Origin of the sequence: Nonomuraea basaltis (assembly GCF_005893125.1) — a bacterium.
Lineage (GTDB): Bacteria > Actinomycetota > Actinomycetes > Streptosporangiales > Streptosporangiaceae > Nonomuraea > Nonomuraea basaltis.
In genome coordinates, this window is record NZ_VCJS01000043.1 from 38,850 (window position 1) to 60,512 (window position 21,663).

Annotated in this window: 17 protein-coding genes and 1 pseudogene; 8 read left to right on the plus strand and 10 right to left on the minus strand. The window is 70.7% G+C overall.

The genetic code is table 11. The features are described from left to right. Nucleotides 1-21: 21 nt before the first annotated feature. Both EJK15_RS21585 and EJK15_RS21590 read right to left on the minus strand, forming a co-directional pair. The gene (locus EJK15_RS21585; protein ID WP_138712269.1) at nucleotides 22-1,062 is read right to left on the minus strand and encodes a Gfo/Idh/MocA family oxidoreductase; all 1,041 of its coding nucleotides are present in this window, start codon (nucleotides 1,060-1,062) and stop codon (nucleotides 22-24) included. Between the two features lie 166 nt (nucleotides 1,063-1,228). Next, nucleotides 1,229-2,137 carry a proteasome assembly chaperone family protein gene (locus tag EJK15_RS21590; RefSeq protein WP_138712270.1) on the minus strand — a complete coding sequence of 303 codons (909 nt, stop codon included), beginning with the start codon at nucleotides 2,135-2,137 and terminating at the stop codon, nucleotides 1,229-1,231. A gap of 121 nt (nucleotides 2,138-2,258) precedes the next feature. Between EJK15_RS21590 and EJK15_RS21595 the strand changes: the two are divergent. Both EJK15_RS21595 and EJK15_RS21600 read left to right on the plus strand, forming a co-directional pair. Beyond that, nucleotides 2,259-2,601: pseudogene (locus EJK15_RS21595) on the plus strand (ankyrin repeat domain-containing protein). A 259-nt stretch (nucleotides 2,602-2,860) separates the two neighbouring features. After that, nucleotides 2,861-3,727 carry a terpene synthase family protein gene (locus EJK15_RS21600; RefSeq protein WP_138712271.1) on the plus strand — a complete coding sequence of 289 codons (867 nt, stop codon included), beginning with the start codon at nucleotides 2,861-2,863 and terminating at the stop codon, nucleotides 3,725-3,727. Nucleotides 3,728-3,729: 2 nt separating this feature from the next. On the opposite strand, the gene EJK15_RS21605 is transcribed toward EJK15_RS21600, so the two are convergent. Further along, a complete protein-coding gene (locus EJK15_RS21605; protein WP_240777118.1) occupies nucleotides 3,730-5,850 on the minus strand; it encodes an ATP-binding protein in 2,121 nt (706 codons plus the stop codon). Nucleotides 5,851-6,094: 244 nt separating this feature from the next. Here EJK15_RS21605 and EJK15_RS21610 point away from each other — a divergent pair, with 244 nt between their 5' ends. After that, nucleotides 6,095-6,544, plus strand: coding sequence for a GNAT family N-acetyltransferase (locus tag EJK15_RS21610; RefSeq protein ID WP_138712272.1), 450 nt, complete (start codon nucleotides 6,095-6,097; stop codon nucleotides 6,542-6,544). Nucleotides 6,545-6,610: 66 nt separating this feature from the next. Here EJK15_RS21610 and EJK15_RS21615 read toward each other — a convergent pair whose 3' ends face one another. Continuing rightward, nucleotides 6,611-7,306 carry a hypothetical protein gene (locus tag EJK15_RS21615; RefSeq protein WP_138712273.1) on the minus strand — a complete coding sequence of 232 codons (696 nt, stop codon included), beginning with the start codon at nucleotides 7,304-7,306 and terminating at the stop codon, nucleotides 6,611-6,613. Nucleotides 7,307-7,380: 74 nt separating this feature from the next. On the opposite strand from EJK15_RS21615, the gene EJK15_RS21620 reads away from it, so the two are divergent. The 3 genes from EJK15_RS21620 to EJK15_RS21630 all read left to right on the plus strand — a co-directional run bounded on the left by EJK15_RS21620 (nucleotide 7,381) and on the right by EJK15_RS21630 (nucleotide 11,447). Next, nucleotides 7,381-9,486 carry a sensor histidine kinase gene (locus EJK15_RS21620; RefSeq protein WP_206061021.1) on the plus strand — a complete coding sequence of 702 codons (2,106 nt, stop codon included), beginning with the start codon at nucleotides 7,381-7,383 and terminating at the stop codon, nucleotides 9,484-9,486. Further along, on the plus strand, nucleotides 9,483-10,139 hold the full coding sequence (locus EJK15_RS21625) for a response regulator (protein ID WP_138712274.1): 657 nt from the start codon (nucleotides 9,483-9,485) through the stop codon (nucleotides 10,137-10,139). The genes EJK15_RS21620 and EJK15_RS21625 overlap by 4 nt, the downstream gene beginning before the upstream one ends. Before the next feature lie 138 nt (nucleotides 10,140-10,277). Then, entirely contained in the window at nucleotides 10,278-11,447 is a 1,170-nt protein-coding gene (locus EJK15_RS21630) for a serine hydrolase domain-containing protein (protein WP_138712275.1), read from the plus strand. Here EJK15_RS21630 and EJK15_RS21635 read toward each other — a convergent pair. Next, the gene (locus EJK15_RS21635; RefSeq protein ID WP_138712276.1) at nucleotides 11,444-12,292 is read right to left on the minus strand and encodes an ABC transporter permease; all 849 of its coding nucleotides are present in this window, start codon (nucleotides 12,290-12,292) and stop codon (nucleotides 11,444-11,446) included. The two genes, EJK15_RS21630 and EJK15_RS21635, sit on opposite strands and share 4 nt — an antisense overlap. Continuing rightward, nucleotides 12,289-15,174 carry a CocE/NonD family hydrolase gene (locus EJK15_RS74665; protein WP_240777119.1) on the minus strand — a complete coding sequence of 962 codons (2,886 nt, stop codon included), beginning with the start codon at nucleotides 15,172-15,174 and terminating at the stop codon, nucleotides 12,289-12,291. The genes EJK15_RS21635 and EJK15_RS74665 overlap by 4 nt, the downstream gene beginning before the upstream one ends. A gap of 254 nt (nucleotides 15,175-15,428) precedes the next feature. Between EJK15_RS74665 and EJK15_RS21650 the strand changes: the two genes are divergently transcribed. Both EJK15_RS21650 and EJK15_RS21655 read left to right on the plus strand, forming a co-directional pair. Then, on the plus strand, nucleotides 15,429-16,718 hold the full coding sequence (locus tag EJK15_RS21650) for a cytochrome P450 (protein WP_206061022.1): 1,290 nt from the start codon (nucleotides 15,429-15,431) through the stop codon (nucleotides 16,716-16,718). A gap of 231 nt (nucleotides 16,719-16,949) precedes the next feature. Beyond that, nucleotides 16,950-18,122: a hypothetical protein gene (locus EJK15_RS21655; protein ID WP_240777120.1), complete on the plus strand. Its 1,173-nt coding sequence runs from the start codon at nucleotides 16,950-16,952 to the stop codon at nucleotides 18,120-18,122. Nucleotides 18,123-18,132: 10 nt separating this feature from the next. Here the strand turns inward: EJK15_RS21655 and EJK15_RS21660 are convergent, their stop codons facing one another. From EJK15_RS21660 to EJK15_RS21675, 4 genes are all read right to left on the minus strand, one after another. After that, the gene (locus tag EJK15_RS21660) at nucleotides 18,133-19,164 is read right to left on the minus strand and encodes a copper resistance D family protein (protein WP_138712277.1); all 1,032 of its coding nucleotides are present in this window, start codon (nucleotides 19,162-19,164) and stop codon (nucleotides 18,133-18,135) included. Continuing rightward, a complete protein-coding gene (locus tag EJK15_RS21665) occupies nucleotides 19,161-19,787 on the minus strand; it encodes a copper resistance CopC family protein (protein WP_138712278.1) in 627 nt (208 codons plus the stop codon). Before EJK15_RS21665 ends, EJK15_RS21660 begins: the two co-directional genes overlap by 4 nt. Nucleotides 19,788-19,930: 143 nt before the next feature. Further along, a complete protein-coding gene (locus tag EJK15_RS21670; RefSeq protein WP_138712279.1) occupies nucleotides 19,931-20,908 on the minus strand; it encodes an AurF N-oxygenase family protein in 978 nt (325 codons plus the stop codon). Nucleotides 20,909-20,973: 65 nt separating this feature from the next. Beyond that, the gene (locus EJK15_RS21675) at nucleotides 20,974-21,573 is read right to left on the minus strand and encodes a TetR/AcrR family transcriptional regulator (protein WP_138712280.1); all 600 of its coding nucleotides are present in this window, start codon (nucleotides 21,571-21,573) and stop codon (nucleotides 20,974-20,976) included. Between the last annotated feature and the right edge of the window lie 90 nt (nucleotides 21,574-21,663).

The following is a 21,663-nucleotide window of genomic DNA, read 5'->3' on the forward strand; positions in this document are numbered from 1 at the left end:
CCGCACCCGCAGCCCCGGTGGTCAGCTCAGGTGGACGACGATGCGCTGGGTGGCCGACAGGCGGGCCGCCTCGATGACGGCCAGCGCCTCGATCGCGCTCTCCGGATCCACGGGCGGCGCCGTACCGTCCCGCAGCGCCGCCTCGACCCCCTTGTAGAAGTCCAGGTACGCCCCCGCCTCGGTGCGCACGACCCGATGCTCATCCTCCGTGCCGACCACGCCCCAGCGCGCCTCCTCATCCTCCCCGAACCCGGACGAGTCAGGCACGACCCCGCTCCGCAACCGCTCCTCCTGCACGTCCATCCCGTGCTTCACGTACGCGGCCGCCGACCCCAGCACCCGGAACCGCGGCCCCAGCCGGGCGGCCACGGCGCTCACCCACAGATGAGACCGCGCCCCATCGTCGTGCGTCAGCGCGATGAACGTGTCGTCATCCGAGGCCACCCCGGCACGCCTGACGTCGCTCTCGCAGTAGACCTCCCGCACCGGCCCCAGCAACTGCACGGCCTGGTCGACGAGGTGGCTGCCCAGGTCGTACAGCAGCCCGCCGACCTCCTCCGCGCCGCCGCTCTCCCGCCAGCCGCCCTTGGGCGCCGGCCGCCACCGCTCGAACCGCGACTCGAACCGCCGTATCTCGCCCAGCGCCCCTTCACCGGCCAGCCGCCGCACGGTGAGGAAGTCGCCATCCCACCGCCGATTCTGGAACACGGTCAGCATGACCCCACGTTCCTTGGCCAGCCGCACCAGCTCCCGCCCTTCCTCGGCGGTCCGGGCGAGCGGCTTGTCGACGACGACAGGCAACCCTTGACCGAGCGCCGCCGCGGCGGTGGCGACATGCGTCCGGTTGGGCGACGCGACCACCACGAGATCACACCGCCCCCACAGCTCCCGCACGTCGGCCACGCCCGCAGCGCCGTACTTGGCGCCCACCTCGGCCTGTCGCCCAGGATCCCTGGTCACGACAGCGGTCAACGACAGCCCCGGAGTGGCACGGATCAGGGGAGCATGAAAGACCGCCCCCGCGACGCCGTATCCGACGAGCCCGACCCGGATCTCACTCATCGGCCCAGGCTATCCCTGGCCGGCGCGAAACCACTTGGCCGGCCCACAACGCGCTCCGTAACGGCGCTCAGCCACTGAAGGGCTCAGAGGCCGTGTTCCTGGAAGGTCCTCAGCCGAAGTACGCCGGGTGGCGGGTCACCCGGCGAAGCCGTACGAACTCATGATCTTATGGGTTCTGGGGGTCGTCACGTTCGGCGAGGAAGCGCTCGAACTGCGCGGCCAGCTCATCGCCCGTGGGCATCGGGGTTGACTCGGCGATGAGGTTCTCGCGGTCGGCGCCGCCTGCGAACGCGTCGTACTGCTGCTCCAGCCCGCTGATGGCCGTGGACAGCTCGGAGGAGGCCCTGATCTGCTCCTCGATCTCCGACGTCGTGCGCTGGGCCGCGTCATGCAGCTGCTCCATCGGGAACACCAGCCCCGTGCCCCGCGTCACCGCCTCCAGCGCGGTCACGGCGGCGGTCGGGTATTCGGCCTGGGACAGGTAGTGCGGCACGTGCACCGCGTAGCCCAGCGCGTCGTAACCCTGCGCCCCGAGCCGGAACTCGATCAGCGCCGCGACGCTCCCCGGCACCTGGACCCGCCCGAACGCGCTCGTCTGCGAATTGATGAGCTCGGGACGGCTGGCGTGCATCGTGATGCCCAGCGGCCGGGTGTGCGGGACCGCCATCGGGATGCCGTGCATCGTCACCAGCTTGCTCACCCGCAGCCGGTCCATGAGCGCCGCCACCGCCTTGGTGAACAGCTCCCACTCCCGGTCGGGCTCGGGCCCGCTCATCACCAGGAACTGCGTCCCCGTCGAGTCCTTCATGACGTAAACGGCCAGCTCCGGGCTCTCGCACTCGACCCAGCGGTCGGTGTCGAAGGTCATGATGGGCCGGCGCGACCGGTAGTCGAGCAGCCGGTCCAGGTCGAATGTCGCCACGACCCGGTGCTCCAGCTCGGCCAGCAGGTGGCCCAGTGCGAGGCGTCCGGCGCCGCCCGCGTCGACGAAACCGTCGAAGTGGTACAGCAACACCGGATCGAGCAGCTCGGGCGCGTCGTCTGCGAGCTTGTAGAGGTCCTTCGGGTCGAACACGGTTGGACAGCCTTTCCCTAGGTACTCTTCAACAGAACCTACGGCGGGTCAGAACGATTCCGCGCCTCCGGCTGGCCGGAACGATTCCGTGGACGGAACCCTATCGAGGCACAACGGGTGCATGGACGGGGACCCGGAGCTGGAAGAGTTCGCCACCAGGATGTTCGACCTGGCGCGGGCGGGCGACACCGAGACGCTGCGGGCGTACGTGGAGGCCGGGGTTCCGGTCAACCTGACCAACGGCAAAGGTGACACTTTGCTGATGCCGACGGCTTATTTACGGTCACGCTGAGACCGTCCGCACGCTTGTAACATGCGGGGCCGATGTCGACCGCGCCAACGATCGTGGACAGGCACCGCTCGCCGGTGCCGTGTTCAAGAAGGAGTCTGCCGTGGTCAGAGCGTTGCTGGACGCGGGTGCCGATCCGAGCGCCGGAACGCCGTCCGCGATGGACACGGCATAAATGTTCGCAAATGACCAGTTTATCCAGTGGTTCTCGCAAAGCGACTCATAGTGCGAAATAAGCATTAAAGGCACCGAAGTGTCGAGTGTGGCCTTTCGAACAGTCCATCGTCATGCTGGATGGCGTGGCTACTTCTGCGCACTCCTTCAGTAGGCGACCACTCCACATCCCTCCACTGCCATGCCCGTTCCCCAGTGAGGTCAATGAGCATGCCACGGAGGTCGACCCGGAGAGCCACACATGGCTGGCCGCCTCAAAAATGCTCACCGGCGCCGCGACGATCGAACACTTCCGGCGCTCCAAGATCGGCCTGCTCGCGGCCCGGACCAACCCCACCGTGCCCCGTGACAGCCTCCGGCTGATCAACGACTGGTACAACTGGCTCTTCGCGTTCGACGACGCGTTCTGCGAGGGCGAGCTGATGGGACATCGGGCCTCCGCACTGGCCCACGCCCTGCCGCCGCTCCTCGAGATCCTCGACGGCCGCGGTGACCCGGACGACACCGACCCGTTCGGCCTCGCGCTCCACGAGCTTCTCCACCGCATCTCCGAGGCCGCCACACCCGCGCAGGTGGACCGGTGGCGGATCACGGTGAAGGAGTACCTGTTCGCCCAGATCTGGGAGGCCGCCAACCGCGAGGTCGACCTGATCCCCACCCCCGCGGACTACGTGCTGATGCGCCGCATCACCGGGGCCACGTACACCTGCTTCGCCCTCATCGACGCCGGCGGCGGCTACCGGCTCGAGGCGGAGGAGTGGCATCACCCTGACGTCCGCATGCTCTCCGACCTGGCGTGCGACCTCATCGGGTGGGACAACGACCTGCTCTCCTACGCCAAGGAGTGCCGTAACGACAAGGCCCGGCACAACCTCGTCACCGTGCTGGCCACGCACAAGTCCCTCTCGCTCCAGGAGGCCCTGCTCGAGGTCTCCCAGATGCACAACGACGCGATCGCCGCGTTCATCGACCGGCGCGCGGCACTCGACCGCTGGGCCACCCTGCCGGTCCGCAAATACGTACGCGGTCTCGAACACTGGGTCCGCGGGCACATCGAATTCTCGCTTGCCAGCGCTCGTTACGTGGGCGCGTGGCCCGACGACACCCGCTGGCCTCAAGCTGTCTGAGGTCAGCTCTCGCCCGGGGCGTCCAGCTCGCCGAGCGCGAGCGCGGACGCCTCGTCGAGGTCGAGCCTGGCGCCCTCCTCGAAGGCGTTCTTGTAGGCCAGCTCGCCCATCCGGCGCACGCAGTCCCGCACGCACGCGTCGTGGTCCTCGGTCAGGAACGGCGCGCCCATCTGCGGCAGGCCGGCCGCCTTCCAGTTCTGCTGCAACGCCCCCAGCAGCTGGGCGGCAGGCGTCAGATCGTCCCGAGCGGCGAAGATCCGTGCTGTCGTCTCCAGCACCAGCAGGGTGCCGAGCGTGTCGTGGAAGTGCCGCTTGATCCGCAGCCCCTCCCTCGCGCTCTGCAGCGCCTCCTCGGCCCGGTTCGTCGCGAGCCTGGTGAGCGACAGCGCCCACAGCGCGTACGAGCTGACCCACAACTCGCCGCGCTCCCTGCACACCTGCAGGCAGTCCTGCAGCAGCGACTCCGCCTCGTACAGCTCGCCCTGCGAGGACAGCACCAGCGACAGCTCGACGATGGCGGGCAGCAGGCCCGGGTTGAGCTCCTTGTTGTCGGTGTTGAACTCGATCGCCACGCCCAGCAGCGCGCTGGCCTTCTGCAGGTCGCCCTGGAGCAGCGCGGCCGTGCCCTGCATCTTGGAGGCGAGGATCACCGCCCTGGAGTCGCCGACCTGGACGGCCTCGGTGCTGCACGTCTCGGCCGCCTCCTGGGCTCCCGCGCTGTCGCCCTGGGCGCTGCGCACGTAGGAGAGCACCCACAGCGCCTTGCACCGTTCCTTGCTGGGCCTGGGGTTGGCCTCCAGCGCGCGCTCCAGGTAGAGGCGGCCCTCGCGGACGAACCCGCAGCACACCCACATGAACCACAGCGACGACAGCAGGGTCAGCGCCAGGACTTCCTTGCCGGGCGTCTTGAGCGCATGCTCCAGCGCCACCCGCACGTTGTCGTGCTCCTGGCGCATGCGGACGAACCAGTAGATCTGCCGCGGCCCCGACCAGGCGTCCTCGCTGCGCTGGGCCAGGCTCAGGTAGTAGTCCAGATGACGCTGCCGCATCTGCTGCTTCTGGCCGAGCTTGTCGAGCCACTCGTCGCCGTATTCCGCCAGGGTGTCGATCAGTTTGTACCTGACCCCGGCGTGGTTGCTCCTGATCAGCAGGATCGACTTCTCGACCAGGCCGGTGACCAGGTCGGTGAGGTCCTCCGACGGCAGCCGCCCGTCGGCGCACACGAAACGGGCCGCGTCGAGCTCGAAGTCGCCCGCGAACACCGACAGCCGCGCCCAGAGCAGCCGCTCGGCCGGCTCGCACAGCTCGTGGCTCCAGCCGATGGCCGCGCGCAGCGTCTGATGCCGCGGCAGCGCCGTCCGGCTGGCGCCGGCCAGCAGGCTGAACCGGTCGGCCAGCAGGCCCAGGATCTGCTCCACCGACAGCGCCCGCAGCCGCACCGCCGCCAGCTCGATCGCCAGCGGGATGCCGTCGAGCCGCCGGCACAGCTCGGCGACCGCGCCGATGTTGCCCTCGTCGAGCTGGAAGTCGGGCACGCTGGCCCCGGCCCGGGCGGCGAACAACTGCACGGACTCGTTGGTGAAGAGGTTCTCCGCAGGATCGTCGCCGGGCACCTGCAGCGGCGGCACGGGGACCACGTGCTCGTACGGCAGGTGCAGCGACTGCCGGCTGGTGGCCAGCACCTTGAGATTGGGCGCGGCCTCCAGCAGCTCGTGCACCAGCTCCGCGCACCCCTGCACGACGTGCTCGCACGTGTCGATGATGAGCAGCATGTCGCGCTCGCCGACCCACTCCGACAGCGACTCCGACTCCGCCCGCGAGGACTGGTCGGCGATGTGCAGCGCGGAGGCGATGGTGTGCTTGACCATGCCCGCGTCCTGCAGCCGGGCCAGGTCGGCGAACCAGACGCCGTCGGGATAATGGGAGCGCACCTGGTGCGCCAGCCGCAGCACGGTGCGAGACTTCCCCACACCCCCGATGCCCGTGACGGTGACCAGCCGAGATTCGGCGAGGTGCCGTTTGAGGTTGGCAAGGAGACGCGTCCGGCCGATGAAGCTGGTGAGCTCCGCCGGTAGATTGCCTTCTCGCCGCCAGCCTGTCGGGGTGGCCATGAGCAGCCTCACGGGGGATAGGCGACACCTGCCCTCGCATCGTACCGCCGTGAATCCTGCCTGTCCTTGGACCCGCGGACGTGCTCGGTGTTGGTTTGTAGACCTGGGTAGCATGTTGACCGTGGAAGATTTCTACCCTGAGCAGACGGCGGACGACAAGGACCTCGGCTGGGGCGACGACCTGCCGGACGAGGACGCGGACGAGTTCTACCTGGACAACAAGCCCCCGCACTGGGGCTGAGTCCCGGCTCTCCCGATGAACGGACACGCGCTGCGCCCCGCCGCGCCCGCCGACTACGACGCGATAGCGGCTGTGGTCGACGAGTGGTGGGGCCGCCCCATCCTGGGCTCCCTGCCCCGGCTCTACCTGGACCATTTCCACCGGACGAGCCTGGTCGCCGATGGCCCTGACGGGATGGCGGGCTTCCTGATCGGTTTCCTGTCGCCGTCGGCGGCGGACGAGGCGTACATCCACTTCGTCGGCGTCTCACCCGGCGCCCGGGGCGGCGGGGTCGCCCGCGCGCTGTACGAGCGCTTCTTCGCGCTGGCCCGCGACCACGACCGGCACGTGGTCAAGGCCATCACCTCGCCGGTCAACGAGGCGTCCATCGCCTTCCACCGCCGCATGGGCTTCACGGTCGCCGGCCCCGTCCCCGATTACAACGGCCCAGGCGCCGATCTGGTCACCTTCGAACGCCCCCTCTGACCACCGCCGCCGCTCGGCCTCAGCGAACGTCATCCGCCGCTGCCGGTGCCTGGGCGACCGGCGTCGTCATCCCTGTGGTTCGTACTCGTCGTCGCTCATCCTGGCCAAGGTGAGCGCGGCGGCGGCGAATCCGAGCGCCGTCAGTCCCCAGGCGGCCCCGTCCAAGACCTTGGGAGCGTCGCTGATCACGAAGGCCAGGTGCAGCGGCTGCGAGGCGACCAGCGCCAGGCCGGCCCAGGCAGGGATCACATGTGCCCGCCACAGGGCCGCGCCCAGCAGGACGGTGCCCAGGACGTGGCCCAGGACGAAGATTCCCACGGAGGCCGCGAGGGCGGGCTGTGCCGCCAGCGCCTCCAGCAGCGCGGCGCCGTCCGAAGGGCTCAGCCCGGCCGTGACGGCGGCCAGGGCGGCGGCGTCCGAGGCGCCGAGCGCCGCCATACCCAGGTAGCCGGGCAGGGCCAGGGTGATGGCCGCGATCGCCAGCACCGGCGCACCGCGCAACGCCATCCGCGCCATCGCGAACAGGGCCGGGACCAGCACGAGCGTGGCGATCGGGATGAGCCAGAGCACCGCGTCCTGCGCCCCCTGCCCGGCGGCGACCGCGGCCAGCTGAGCCGCGGGGTCGTCGGTGGTGCTGTAGGGGAGGATGACACGCAGGACGGCGACGCACAGAGGGCCGAGCGGCAGGAGCACGGCGAGGGCACGACGGCGGAAGGCACGCGTGTCACGCGCCTTCCGCATGGTGGCGGAGCCGATGGTCATGATGTCTCCCATTCAGTCGGACCGGAGCGGGCCGAGTAGTCGCCGGGCCCGTCCGGGCAGGCTCATGGTCGGTCGTGGAGCGGCTGCTCCGGCACGGCGTACGCCCCCGCCGCGACCGGGCGATCTTCCCGGCCGCTCTGGGGGCCCGCCCCTATGCGCGGGCCTCGGCGAGCGCCCATCATGAACGCATGAAGGTGCTGGCCTGGGGCCTGTTCGCGGTGGCCGTGACCGAGGCGGTCGCCGGCGTGACGGCCGCCGTCGTGGCGGGGATGACCTTCGAGGCCGCCGCCGAGAGCTTCATCGTCACGAACTCCGCCATCGGCCTCTCCCTCGCCTGCGCCGGCGTCCTGCTCGCCTGGCAGCGCCCGCGCAACGCCATCGGCTGGCTCCTGCTGGCCGCCGCCGTCACACAGGCCGGCACCGCCGCGGGCGCGGGCCTGCTGGCGATCGGCGAGGTGCACGGCTGGCCCGAGGGCATGCAGCGGACGCTCGTCACGTTCGCCGCCTACTCCTGGCCGTGGTCGATCGCGCTGTGCCTGCCGCTGGTCCTGCTGCTCTTCCCCGACGGCCGCCCGCCGAGCCCCCGCTGGGCCTGGCTGGTCCCCGTGACGGTCCTGACCGCCCCGCTCTTCGTGCTCGAGATGGGCGCCTCCCCGACGGGCCTGTCGGCCGGCTCGAGCGTCGTCGGCTACCTCACCATCCCCGCCCACGAAGACCTGGCCGCCCTCTGGACGGCGACCGAGGTGCGCGGCGCCGTACTGGTCCTCGCCGCCCTCGCCGGGCTGGCGCTGCGCTACCGCCGGGGCGGCGAGCGCGAGCGGCGCCAGCTCCTGTGGCTGCTGCTCGCCGTGGTGCTGGTGTTCGCGGCGGTCATGGTCTGGTGGGGGGTGTTCGAGGCCGGGCCGGTGCTGGTGCTGCTGGCCATCCCGCTGGTCCCGATCGCGATCACCGTCGCCATCCTGCGGCACGGCCTGCTCGACATCCGCCTGATCGTCTCGCGTACGGTGCTGTACGCGCTGCTGACCTCGGGCGTGATCGCCCTCTACGCCCTCCTGGTGACCGTCCTCGGCCGTGCTGGGCCGGGCGACTCGGTGTTCGCCACCGTGCTGATCGCCGTCGGCTTCAACCCGGTCAGGGTACGGCTGCAGCGGGTCGTCGACCGGCTCCTGTACGGCGACCGCGTCGACCCGGCCCGGGCCCTGTCGCGGATCGGACGCCGCCTGGCCGACCCCGCACCCGGACTGGCCGGGGCGGTGGCAGCGCTCTGCACGGTCCTGCGCCTGCCCTTCGCCGCGCTGCGCTCCGCCGACGTCGAACGCACCTCGTACGGCACCGCCCCCGAACGCCTCCACACCGTCCCCCTCGTCTACGGGGGTGACCGCGTGGGCGAGCTGATCGTCGGCCTGCGACCGGGCGAGCGGGCGGTATCCGCGGCCGACGCCCGCGTCCTGGAGCTGCTGGCCGTGCCGCTGGCGGTGGCCGTACACGCCACCGGCCTGTCCGAGGAGCTGCAGCGCATCCGCGAGCACATTGTCGTGGCCCGCGAGGACGAGCGCCGGCGGCTGCGCCGCGACCTGCACGACGGGCTCGGCCCCACCCTCACCGGCGTGGTGTACCAGGCCGACGCGGCAGGGAACGTGCTGGCCGACGACCCCGCCCGCGCCAAGGAGCTGCTCCTCAGGCTCCGTGCCGAGGTGACGTCGGCCATCGAGGACATCAGGCGCCTGGTGTACGGCCTGCGCCCGCCCGCGCTCGACGACCTCGGCCTGGTGGGCGCGCTGCGGCAGCAGGCCGAGCGGCTGTCGCTCGACGTCAGCATCCGCGCCTCCCACAACCTGTCCGCGCTGCCCGCCGCCGTGGAGGTGGCCGCGTACCGCATCGTCACCGAGGCGCTGAACAACGTCGCCCGTCACGCCCGGGCCACCACCGCGCGGGTCGACCTCACGCTCGGCGACCGCCTCCACGTCGAGGTCAGCGACGATGGCGCGGGTGGCGGCGACGGAGTGGGTGGCGGCGACGGTGCGAGTGACGGCGCTTGGCGGCCGGGGGTCGGCCTGCGATCCATGCGTGAGCGGGCGGAGGAGCTCGGCGGCACCTGCGAGGCGGGTCCCGGGGACGGCGGCGGCGGGCGGGTCGTGGCGCTGCTGCCGCTGGCGGTCGCGGTGGCGGTGGCGTCATGAGCGTCCGCGTCGTGATCGCCGACGACCACCCGGTGGTACGTGACGGGCTCGCCGCCCTGCTGTCCACTCTGCCGGGCATGGAGGTCGCGGGGACCGCGTCCAGCGGGCGGGAGGCGGTGCGGGCGGCGGTCACGCTGGCGCCGGACGTCCTCGTCCTCGACATCCAGATGCCGGGAATGTCGGGCATCGACGCCGCCCGGGAGGTGGCCGCGGCCGCGCCGGGGGTGGCGGTATTGATGCTGACGATGTACGAGGACGACGAGTCGGTGTTCGCGGCCATGCGCGCCGGGGCTCGCGGATACGTGCTCAAGGGCGCGGAACAGGACGAGATCGTGCGCGCGATCCGAGCCGTGGCCGCCGGCGAGGCGATCTTCGGCCCCGGCGTGGCCCGCCGCGTGCTCGGCCACCTGACTGCCCCGCGCCTCTCGGGTGAGCCGTTCCCCGAGCTCACGCGGCGGGAGCGGGACGTACTCGACCTGATCGCCGCCGGCCACGCCAACGCCTCGATCGGGGCGCGGCTGGCGCTGGCGCCCAAGACGGTGAGCAACCACATCTCCAGCATCTTCGCCAAGCTCCAGGTCGCCTCCCGGGCCGAGGCCATCGTCCTGGCCAGGGACGCCGGCCTCGGCCGCCCACCCGATCCGCAGGAGTGAGCGACGGCCGGTCGACTTGCCGGGGGTGGGCGGCGGCCCTGTCGGCAACGTCCGCACCCGCGAATCTCCATCCGCCGCTGACCAGGGTGGGATTTAATCCGTGGCCCGATCCGGGCAAACCGAGCTACGTTCCGTCGCATGGCGGAGATTCACGGCACGTGCGACGACCGTTTCGGCGAGGTACGCGAGATGCTGGCGACCTCCCTGGCCAACGGCGACGACGTGGGCGCCTCGGCCGCGGTGTACGTGGACGGCGAGCCGGTCGTCGACCTGTGGGGCGGGTACGCCGACCCGGACCGCGACGTCCCATGGCAGCGCGACACCATCACCAACGTCTGGTCCACCACCAAGACCATGACGGCGCTGTGCGCGCTGATCCTCGCCGACCGGGGCGAGCTCGATCTGGCCGCGCCGGTGGCCGCGTACTGGCCCGAGTTCGCCGCCGCGGGCAAGGAGCGCGTACAGGTCCGGCACGTCCTCTCCCACACCGCCGGCCTGCCGACCTTCGACGCGCCCATGAGCGTCGAGGACCTCTTCGACTGGGAGCGGTCCACGGCCCGGCTGGCCGCCCAGCCCACCCGCTGGGAGCCGGGCACCGAGAGCGGCTATCACGTGGTCACCCAGGGACACCTGATCGGGGAGGTCGTCCGCCGCATCACCGGCCGCACCCTGGGCACGTTCTTCGCCGAGGAGGTGGCCGGACCGCTGGGCGCCGACTTCCACATCGGCCTGCCCGCCGAGCACGACCACCGCGTCGCCCCGGTCATCCCGCCCTCGCCCCCTGCCGGCGACCGCCGGCCGGACGAGCCGTTCCATCCCGAGATCCGGGCTGCGGACGCGAACACCACCGCCTGGCGGCGTGCCGAGATCCCGGCCGCCAACGGACACGGCAACGCCCGCTCGGTCGCCGCCATCCAGTCGGTGCTGGCCTGCGGCGGAGCGCTGGGCGGCGTCAGGCTGCTGTCACCGGCGGGCTGCGAACGTGCCCTGAAGGAGCAGTATCACGGCCTGGATCGCTACCTGGGCGCCCGGATGCGCTACGGCATGGGGTACGCCATCTATGGCGGTCAGCGCACGTGCTACTGGGGCGGATGGGGCGGCTCCATGGTCTTCGTCGACCTCGACGCCCGGATGACGGTGGCGTACGTGATGAACCAGATGGTCGACCGAGGCGGACTCGGCGACGAACGCGCCCTCGGCATCGTCCTGGCCGCGTACTCGCCGGCGGCCGGGCGCGGGGAGCCGCTCAGGGCGGATCCGTCACCGCGCGCCCGCCCTGAGCACAAAGCCCCCTGGATCGGCGGCTAACTCACCACATCCTTGCGCCGGAACCGGCGGAAGGCCACCGCGATCAGGATGGCCGCATACGTGATCGACACCGACGCGCCCTTGGCCATGCCGCTCCAGTCCAGCTCCGGTGCCAGGGCGTCCAGCCAGGCGTTGTTCCAGAACGTGGGCAGGAACTCGCGCAGCACCCCCAGCGCCTCGACCGCCTGCAGGATGTTGCTGACGATCCAGAGCCCGACCGCGCCGCCGACCGCCCCCAGAGGGGAGTCGGTGAGGGTGGAGATGAGGAACGCCAGCGCGGCCACCACGAGCTGGCTGACCAGCGCGTACCCGATCACGATGCCGAAACGCGGCAGCACGTCGAACGCCGGGATCGTCTCGCCCGTGCCGGGCACCTGGATGTCGTTCCACCCGAACGCCAGCGTGCCCGCCAGCAGCGCCATCAGCGGCAGGCAGATCACGGCCGCCGCCGAGTAGCCCAGCGCCACGATCAGCTTCTGCCGCAGCAGCCGGTCCCGGGGAATCGGCGCGGCCAGCAGGTAGCGGAGCGACGACCAGTTGGCCTCGCTGGACACCGTGTCGCCGCAGAACAGGGCGACCGCCACCACCAGCAGGAAGCTGGCCGACACCGACAGGGCGAACGCGGCGAAGTTCAGGCCGCTCTCGGTCGCCAGGTCGGAGATGCGCAGCGACGCCTGCCCCCCGCCGTTGGATTGCGGCCCGAACTGGAACGCGATCACCAGAATCCACGGGAGTGCCAGCAGCAGCCCGAACATGACCATCGTCCGCCGCCGCTTGAACTGCCTGACGATCTCCACCCGCAGTGGCAGCGTGCGGCGGGGCGCGTAGCCCGGCGCGGCGGTCATGATTTGTCTCCGATGAGGTCGAGGAACACGTCTTCCAGTCGTGGGCCTTGCCCGTTGGCGCCGGCGGCCGGGGTGAGCAGCCGCGACACCGGCCCGGCGGAGACCAGCCGGCCATGGTGCATGACCACGACGTGGCTACAGGTCTGCTCCACCTCGGCGAGCATGTGACTGGAGACGATCACGGTACGGCCGTCCCGCGCGTAGCGCTTGAGCACCTCGCGCATCTCCCTGATCTGAGGTGGGTCGAGACCGTTCGTGGGCTCGTCGAGCACGAGCAGGTCCGGCAGCCCGAGCATGGCCTGCGCGATGGCGAGCCGTTGCCGCATGCCCTGGGAGTAGGTGCGTACCGCACGCTCCAGTGCCTTGCCCAGGTCCGCGATCTCCAGCGCCTCGTCGAAATGGGCGTCGGCGGCCGGGCGCCCGGTGGCGGCCCAGTAGAGCTCGATGTTGTCCCGTCCGGACAGGTGCGGCAGGAAACCGGGGCCCTCGACGAACGACCCGAGCCTGGAGAGCACAGGCGCTCCCGGCGTCACGCGGTCGCCGAATATCCGGATCTCGCCGCTGTCCGGCCGGATGAGTCCCATCATCATCCGCATCGTGGTCGTCTTGCCCGCGCCGTTCGGCCCGAGCAAGCCAAGGACCTGGCCCTGCTCGACCCGGAACGACAGCCCGTCGACGGCCAGCTCCCCATTCCGGTACGCCTTCGTCAGCCCGCTGATCTCCAACGGCACCGGCTCGCCGCCCTGCTCGGACGGGGCACCGCGAGCGCCTGCGAGGCCGGCGGCCGGCGCCTCCCCCGACTCGCCGTGCGCGATGGAAGCAGGCACGTCATGCGCCTGGCCGTTCGGCCTGAGGACAGATGCCTTGTCCGCCTGGCCGTTCGGGCTGAGGACAGATGCCTTGTCCGCCTGGCCGTTCGGGCTGAGGACAGGCGTGTCGTGTGCTTGACCGTTCAGCGTGAGCGCGGGTGCGTCATGCGGCTGTCCATCGACAGCCGACACGGGTACGGCGTCGGGGACGATCGCAGGTGAGTCGTCCGGCCTGGCAATCCCCTCCGAGGCGGGTACGGCCCGGCGGCGCAACCTGGCCCCTGCCGGCCCTCCGGCCGAAGTGCGGCCGGTCGCCAGCAGGGCGGCGGCGATCACCACGGCGGTCAGCGGCATCGCCCACACCCACCATGCGACCCCGGTCGGGGGCGCGGCGAGCGTTCGCACTGTCGGCACGGTGAGCGTGGGGGAGGCCAGCGACACCTGGTACGTGGCGGGCTCGGCCGGAGTCGCGAAGCCCATGTCGGTCGTGGTCACCACCAGGCGGAGCCGGTGGCCGACGGCGAATTGGTAGTCCACGGCCGGAAGGGTGATCGTGGCCTCCACGCTGCCCGCGCCCTCCGGGATCGTCACCCGGATCGGCGCCACCAGCCCGGCGGGCAAGGAGGGCGGCTGCACGCTGTCGGCCACGTCGTACACCTTCGCGAACAGCGTCGCCTCGCCCTTGCCCGACACCTTGACCTTGGCTGTGCTGCTGCCGGTGAGCTGGAGCGGGGCGGTGAGCGGCGGGGACTCGAACGCGGCGCTCTGGCCGGGCATGTCGATCGACACGCCGCCAGTGCCCTGGCCGCCCAGCAGGGCGCCGACGCCGGGCACGGTCGAGATCGAGGCGGGGGCGCCGCCGGGCGGGTTCACGACGTTCTGCTCGGGGCCGCTCAGCTCCACGGTCGTGGTGCCGGTGCCAGCGAGGCCCGGGTAGGAGGCGGCCTCCGGGTGCAGGCGGATGCGCTGGCGGGTGCCGGGGTCGCGGCCGCCGTCGCGCGTCACCGTGAAGGCACTGACCGGCGGCGCCGTCTGGGCCGAGCCGTCACCCTTCAGGTAGCGGGCGAACCAGGCCGAGGACTGCTCGAAGAGCCAGTCCGCCTCGCCGTTGCCGCCGTCGTGCCCGCCGTCGAACCATCCCAGGCTGACCGGGGTGCCGGCGGCGGCGATCGCCTTGGCGTTGGCGTCGGCGTGGCTGAGCGGGAACAGCGAGTCGCGCTGGCCCTGCAGGAGCAGCGTGGGCGCCTTGATCTGACCGGCCACGGTGATCGGGCTCGACTTGCGCAGCAGGGCGACGGCCTCCGGTGTGGCCTTTCCGTCCTTGGCTACCTGCTGGTAGATGTCACAGATCGCGGGCATGAACCTGCCGCATCGCGCCTGCTCGGCGGTCGGCGGCGCGCTCTCCTGCTGCTGACCCAGCAGCGCGAAGCTGTCCAGCGACACGCCCTGGCCGAAGAAGATGCCCGCCCACATGCGCTTGAAGACGCCGGTCTCGGGCCCCTGCCCGGCCGTTGTCGCGGCCGCGTTCGGGAAGAGCGCGTCGGCCAGGTCGGACCAGGTGATCTGCGGCACGATCGCGTCGACCCGCTGATCGTAGGCCGCCGTCATCAGCGCGATGGCGCCGCCGTACGAGCCGCCCGCGATGCCGACGCGCGGGTCGCCGGAGGCGTCGAGCTGGACCTCTGGACGCTTGGCGAGCCAGTTGATCAGCTGCTTGACGTCCTTGACCTCGTAGTCGGGCGAGTTGAGCGCGATCTCGCCGGTCGAGCGGCCGAAGCCGCGCGCCGACCAGGTCAGCACGGCGTAACCGTCCTGGGCGACCTGGATCGCCTGCTGCCGCACGCTCTGCTTGCTGCCGCCGAAACCATGGGCGATCAAGACGGCAGGCGCCTTCCCGCCACCTGGCGGTGGGAAGAACGTCGCATCCAGCTCTACCCGTTGGTCGTCGGCTGGTCCGTCAACGACGGTTATCTTCTGGTCCTGGCCCCGTACTTCGGGATCCGACGGCCACACGAGCCACGTCGTCACCCCGATCAGGGCGAGCGCCGCTACCAGTGCGGCCACACGCTTCATGACGGCGAGCCTACTTTCCGCACCTGAGAGATCCCTGAGACGACGCTCACGCCGGGATCGCCCGTGTGGTGCTCGATGCCGTTGAGCTGCGGAACCACGAAGATCACAAAATGCCACCGGCCGCTGGAACGTCGTGGACCGCTGCACCGTGGTCATCGGCACGAACCCGCCCCGGGCCGCATCTCTTGCTCACGGACGCCAGGCGGGTAAAGATCGTAAGATCATGATCTCGGCGTACACGCAAGGAGGCAAGGGTGACGGTCCATGAGGTAGAGGCGCCGGTGGAGGTTTTCCTGCCGGCCACCTACGCGGCAGCCGTACCGTACGACCTGCTGGCCCGCCTGAGACGGGACACCCCCGTCTGCTGGATCCCCGAGCCGGCCATCGGCCCGTGGCATGAGGGCCCGGGCTACTGGTCCGTCTTCAGGCACGCCGACGTCAAGCAGGTCCTGCGCAGCCCGGAAGACTTCTCCTCCCACCTCGGCGCCACCCAGATCCGCGACTTCGACAACCCCGCCGACCTGGCCTTCTCCCAGGCCCAGATGGTCAACATGGACCCGCCCGGCCACTCCCGGCTGCGCAAGATCGTGGCGGCGGCCTTCACACCGCGTGCGGTGCGAGCACTGGAGCGGACGATCGCCGAGCGCGCGGCGGCGCTGTTCGCGCAGGGCGAGTGCGACTTCGCGGAGATGGCCGCCGACCTGCCCGTGTGGACGCTCGCCCACGTCATGGGCGTTCCGGCACAGGACATGCCGCTGCTGTATGACTGGGCGTCGCAGGTCATCGGCTACCAGGACGTCGACTACGCGGAACTGTCCACGGCCGACGTCGAGTCCCTCACCCCGATGGGCCGCCTGGCCATCGCGGCGAGGCCCAAGCTGGAGCCCGGTACGCACCCGCGCTCCCGGGCGGCCCTGACCGACATGTTCGCCTACGCGCACGCCCTCGCCGAGACCCCCGTCGACGACGAATCCGTCATGTCCGCCATGCTGAAGGGCGGTCTGACCGAGGCCGAGTTCGAGAACATGTTCTTCCTCTTCGCCGTCGCCGGCACCGAGACTCTGCGCAACGGCATCCCCGGCGGCCTCCTCACACTCCTCCAGCACCCCGCCGAGCTGGCCCGACTGCGCGCGAACCCCTCCCTGCTGGACTCCGCCATCGAGGAGATGCTCCGCTTCTGGCCTCCCGTCATGAACTTCCGCCGTACGGCCACACGCGACCTCACCCTCGGCGACCGCCGCATCCGCGTCGGCGACAAGGTGGTCGTCTACCACGCCTCCGCCAACCGCGACCCGTCCGTCTTCCCCGACCCCGACCGCTTCGACATCTCCCGCACCCCGAACGACCACGTCAGCTTCGGCTTCGGCCCGCATTTCTGCCTCGGCGCCCACCTGGCCCGCGCCCAGTTCCGCTCGATCTTCAGTGAGCTGCTCTCCTGGGACGTCGAGCTCGCGGGCAGCCCCCGACGGCTCACGTCCAACTTCCAGAACGGCCTCAAACACCTCCCCGTACGCCTGACCCGAGCAGCAGGTACGCCCGGTTGATCGGGGGCGCCCCGATTCGCATCAGACCTCCGTAACGGCAGCGTCATCGTGCGTCCCGGCAACGTGAACCCGAACCGCTCATAGAGCCCGCCGCGCCCCCATCACTTCCGGACCGGCGCAGGCCGCGATCTTGAATGACATGTCCCGGCTTCGTGCGATTGCGGGCGAACGGGCGTGGAGGAAACCGGGGGGTCGCGGATCTGTGCCCTGAGGACCGTAAGATGCACTCCCGTGAAGTCTCCAGCATCGATCAAAAAGGCCACAGAGTGGGCCTTGCCGCACTGGACCAGAGGCCAGGCGGGGCGCGAGACGCCGCAAGATCTGTTCAGGGTGCTCTACTTCGGTTGGCTGGTGGCGCTCACCCTCAAGCTGCTCGGCTCGGCCTGGGACGTCTCGTGGCACTTCAAGTGGCTGCGCGACGACCTCGCCCCGCCGCACCTGCTCAACTCCGCCGGTACGGCCCTCGCCCTCGCTCTGACCATCATCCACGGCTACACCGGCTACGGCGTGGACAAGGCGGCGCTCAGGCTGATCCAGTGGGGCACCGGGATCTTCCTCGTGGCGGTCCCGCTCGACCTGATCAACCACCGCGTCAACGGGCTCGACATCACCTCGTGGAGCCCGTCGCACATCATGCTCTACGCTGGAACGTTCTTCATGATCGCAGGCGTGATCCGCGGCTGGTTCATGGGAGCGCCGCCGGGCAGGGAGCGCACGGTCGTGCTGGGCGCGTTCTTCGCGTTGTTCCTGGAGAACGTGCACTTCCCCGAGCAGCACCAGGAGTACGGCATCCTGTCGATCGGCGCCTGGGACAACCAGGCCATCTACGCCGAGCCGATCCTGCTCCAGTTCGCCGCCGACCAGATGGGGCGGCCGGTGGACCGGACGATGGCGGTCGGGTTCTCGCTGCCCGTGCCCGATTTCCTCTACCCGGTCTACGCGGTGGTCGCCGGGCTGTCGGTGCTGGTGGTGGCGCGGCTGCTGATCGGCAGGTTCGGCGGCGCCACCCTCGTGGCCGGCGCCTACGTGGGCTTCAGGACGCTGATCTGGCCGCTGCTGACGTTCACCGGGTTCCCGCCGTCGGCGGTGCCGTTCTTCCTGATCGTGGCCGGGCTCATGGTGGATGTCGCGTTCCTTGTGCGGAGGCCGGTGGCGCGCGCCGTGCTGGGAGCCGCCGGCGTCACCGCCGTCGCGTACGGCGCGCTGGTCGCGCAGAGCGCGATCATGGGTTCGGTGTACGGCGCGCTCAAGGGCCAGGAAGGGCTGCTGGGCGCGCCCCCGCTGGTCACGTCGTCCGCTCTGTGGGCAGGGCTGGGCCTGCTGGCCGCCTGGCTGGCCGTCGAGTGGATCGCGGAAAAGCGCAAGCTGCGGCCGATCGAGGCCCCGGCGATCGCCACCGCCTAGATCGACGGCCTCAGCCGATGGAGGCCCGCGTGATCGCCACCGCCACCCCGTAGGCCAGGCCCATCACGGACACCTCGGCCGCCGCCCATCCCACCAGGGCGGTGGCCCGGCCCCGGCGTACGGCGGGCAGCAGGCGGAAGCGGATGTGCGCGGCCAGCGGCACCAGCAGCGCCACCAGCGCCGTCTTGACCACGACCAGCAATCCGTAGGGGCTGGTCACGATCGCGTCGGGCAGCGTCACTCCCGGGGTCAGCGCCATCGTGCCCAGCCCGGTGATCAGGCCCGACAGGCACACCAGGAGCAGGCAGACCGTGGCCATCCTGGAGAACTTCGGCAGCGCCACGGCCAGCAGGTCCTTGTGCGGCGCCACGAACACGGCCGTCGCCACCAGCCCGCCCGCCCACGCCGCCGAGCCCATCACGTGGATCTCCATCGCGACCATGATGGGGTCGTGCCAGACCGAGTTCACGGCGTGGCCGGTGACCGGGATGGGCAGCAGCCCGAACAAGGCCACGATCACCCGCAGCTCGGCCGGCACCTTCTCGCCGAACCGCACCGCCATCAGCCCGATGCCCGCCGCCGCCAGCGCGCACGCCGCGCTGAACAGCAGCCCCTGACCCGTGCCGACATTCCCCACGTATGCGGCGATCATCCCGAACGTCGGCACGCTGCCGGGGTTCAGCTCGGCCGTCTGGAACACGATGGTGAGCAGCGCGCAGATCGCCCATGCCCAGGCGGCGATCACGGCCAGCGGCCGCACCCTCAGCAGGACCGGCTCGGTCCGCTCCGGATCGTCGAACCCGAGCAGCTTGGGCAGCAGGCTCAGCCCGACCACGGCCACGGCGGCCACGTCGAGCAGCACCCGCACGATCGGCAGCCCGGCCGCCACCACCAGGCCCGGCATGGGGATGCCGGGCACCGACTCCTGGGCGGTGAACGAGCTCGCGGCCACGGCCGAGACGACCGCGCACACACCGAACGCGCCGACCACGAGCCGCCCGCCGACGCGCCGGCGGGGCAGGGGAGGAGCGGTGACGGTCACGCGCGCGTCCCCTCAGCCCTCGACCCCTGTACGGCATCCGCAGGTGCCTCCGCCACATGGTCACCGGCCGGGCCCGTGGCGGGAGTGGTGGGTGAGCGGCGGAGGGCCACCGCCGTGCCGGCGGCCAGCAGGAGCAGGGCGCCCACGATCCACACCACGGCCATCCCCGCCCCGCCGTTCGCCGCCGCCTCCGCCGCCTCGGCGTCGGAGCCCTGCGCCGCCTGACCGGCCCCGACCTCGGCACCGGCCCCGGTCGCATCCGCGGACAGGCTGAAGGAGATCTTGCCGGTCACCGGGTGCCCGTCGGCCGACAGGATCCGGTATCCCACCATGTACGACCCTCCGGCCGGCAACGGCTTGACCTTCACCGACACCCGCTCGGCGGCCACGACCGCGCTCCCGTCGGCCCACGCGGACCCGTCCGCCCCCGTCACGCCCACCTGTGCGTACCCCTGCCGCACCGCCTGGTCGAAGACCAGCGTCACCCGTCCCGGCGAGGCCCCCAGCACGGCCCCGTCCGCGGGATCGCTGCTGATCAGCACGTTGTGCGCCTGAGCCGGAGGAGGCGGGCCGATGCCCACCGCGGCGCAGGCGAGCAGCAAGACCGTGAATAGCCGCCTCAAAGCTCCAAGCCCTCCGTAGAATCTGTCCCGAACCTGTATATGGTCCCATCCGCCACTCGCTCTCCGACCTGAGTGCCGGCGGGCGCGCCGAACATCCGCTGGTTGCGGGGCGACTCCACGATGCTGCGCGAGCTGCCGGCTGATCAGGAGCGCGGCTCCGCCCAGATGCCCATGGCCCGCCAGATCCGCCGGGTAACCGCGTTGATCAGCCCGAGCTCGGCACACAGCTCGCGCGTCTTGCCCACCGAGTCGCGGATCTCCTGCTTGGCGGCCGGGTTGCGCAGGTAGACCTCGGCGACCACGCTCGGCGGGATCCGGAAGTGCCTGATCATCGGCCCGGGAGGCGCCAGCATGATGCGGGCCATCACGCCGAGGATGACCGGCGCGGCGAGGCCCAGCATGAGCCGCCGGTACGCGGGCATCCTGGGCACCCGGTTGCGCAGGTAGTGCCGGGCGAACGAGATGTGCCTGGCCTCCTCCGCGATGTGGATCCGCATGATCGTCTCTTCCAGCGGGTGGTGCACCCGCCCGTCCTTGAGCACCTTGCGCTGCACGTGGTCGATCGGGTCCTCGCCGCCCAGCACGAACACGAAGAACAGCTCGGTCGAGATCAGCGGGATCCACGGCGCCACCTGCGCCATCACCGACAGCGGCCGCGGCATGCCGCGGATCGCCAGCCCGGTACGGTTCACGAACTCCTGGAACATCATCCCGTGATGCCCCTCTTCGATGGTCTCGTGGTACACGTACCGGAACTCCGGCGCCCCGTTAGGCAGCCGGTAGGCGTAGTTGAGCAGGCCGCGCTTGAGCAGGTTCTCGAACTGCAGCCCGATCTTCATGGCGGTGGCCACCCGCCACAGCCCGATCGCCGCGCGCACCTCGGGAGAGCGGCTGCGGTACCACGGGTGGCCGCCCAGTTTGTCCACCTCGGGCAGCTCCCAGCGCGGGTCCGCCGGGTCCACGTGGAACTCCGGGTCGTCCCACGGGATGTCCCGGTACGGCTCCCAGTGCTTGTCGACCGACGCCTTCGAGAGGCGTTCGATGACCGCTTCGTAGGCGCTGCGGCTCGCGACCTGCTCGTCATGTTCCCTGGCGGCGGTGGAGCTGGGTGGGGATGACATCGCGTTGACTCCTCTCCTCGCCAAGTAATTGTACGAAGAGTCCAATAACTCGGAAAGGGCGGGAATCACAGCTTTTCGACGGACACCCCGAGCTCGTTGGCCGCCGCGGTGCGGATGAGCACGTTGGCCCGGCGCCGCGACAGCGCCTTGGGATGCACGTGCGTCTGGACCGCGAGCCCGTCGATGAGCGCGAAGATCCGCCAAGCCGCCGAGTCGGGATCGGCGCAGTCGAACTCGCCGCACTCCGTACCGGCCTCGATGATCGCGCGCAGCAGCAGCCGGCCCTGCGTGTCGATCCGCCGCGAGATGTCCTCCAGTTCGGAGCTGCGCATGGCCTCCGCCCACGCGTCGATCCACAGCCGCCAGCCCTCGCTGGGGATCGCCGGCGAGCAGAGCCTGAGCAGGCTGCGCAGCCGTTCCATCGGCGTGCCCGTGGACCGCTCGATATCGCCGAGGGCGTCCATGTGCAGGCGCGCCGCGTAGGTGAAGGCCTGCGCGAACAGCCGTTCCTTGTTCTCGAAGTGGTAGAAGAGGAGGGCTTGGCTGACTCCGGCGGCTCTGGCTATGTCGATCGTCCTGGTGTGGCCGAACCCCTGGTCCGCGATCACCTCGCAGGCGGTCTTGAGTAGATCCTCACGCCGTAATCGGCTGAAACCTGTTGTCACAACGGGTAACTCTCTTCGAACTGGTTAACTTCTGCTCTGGCTACTTGTAGAACAAACCGGACACCGATCACCTGGAGACTGTCTCGGCGC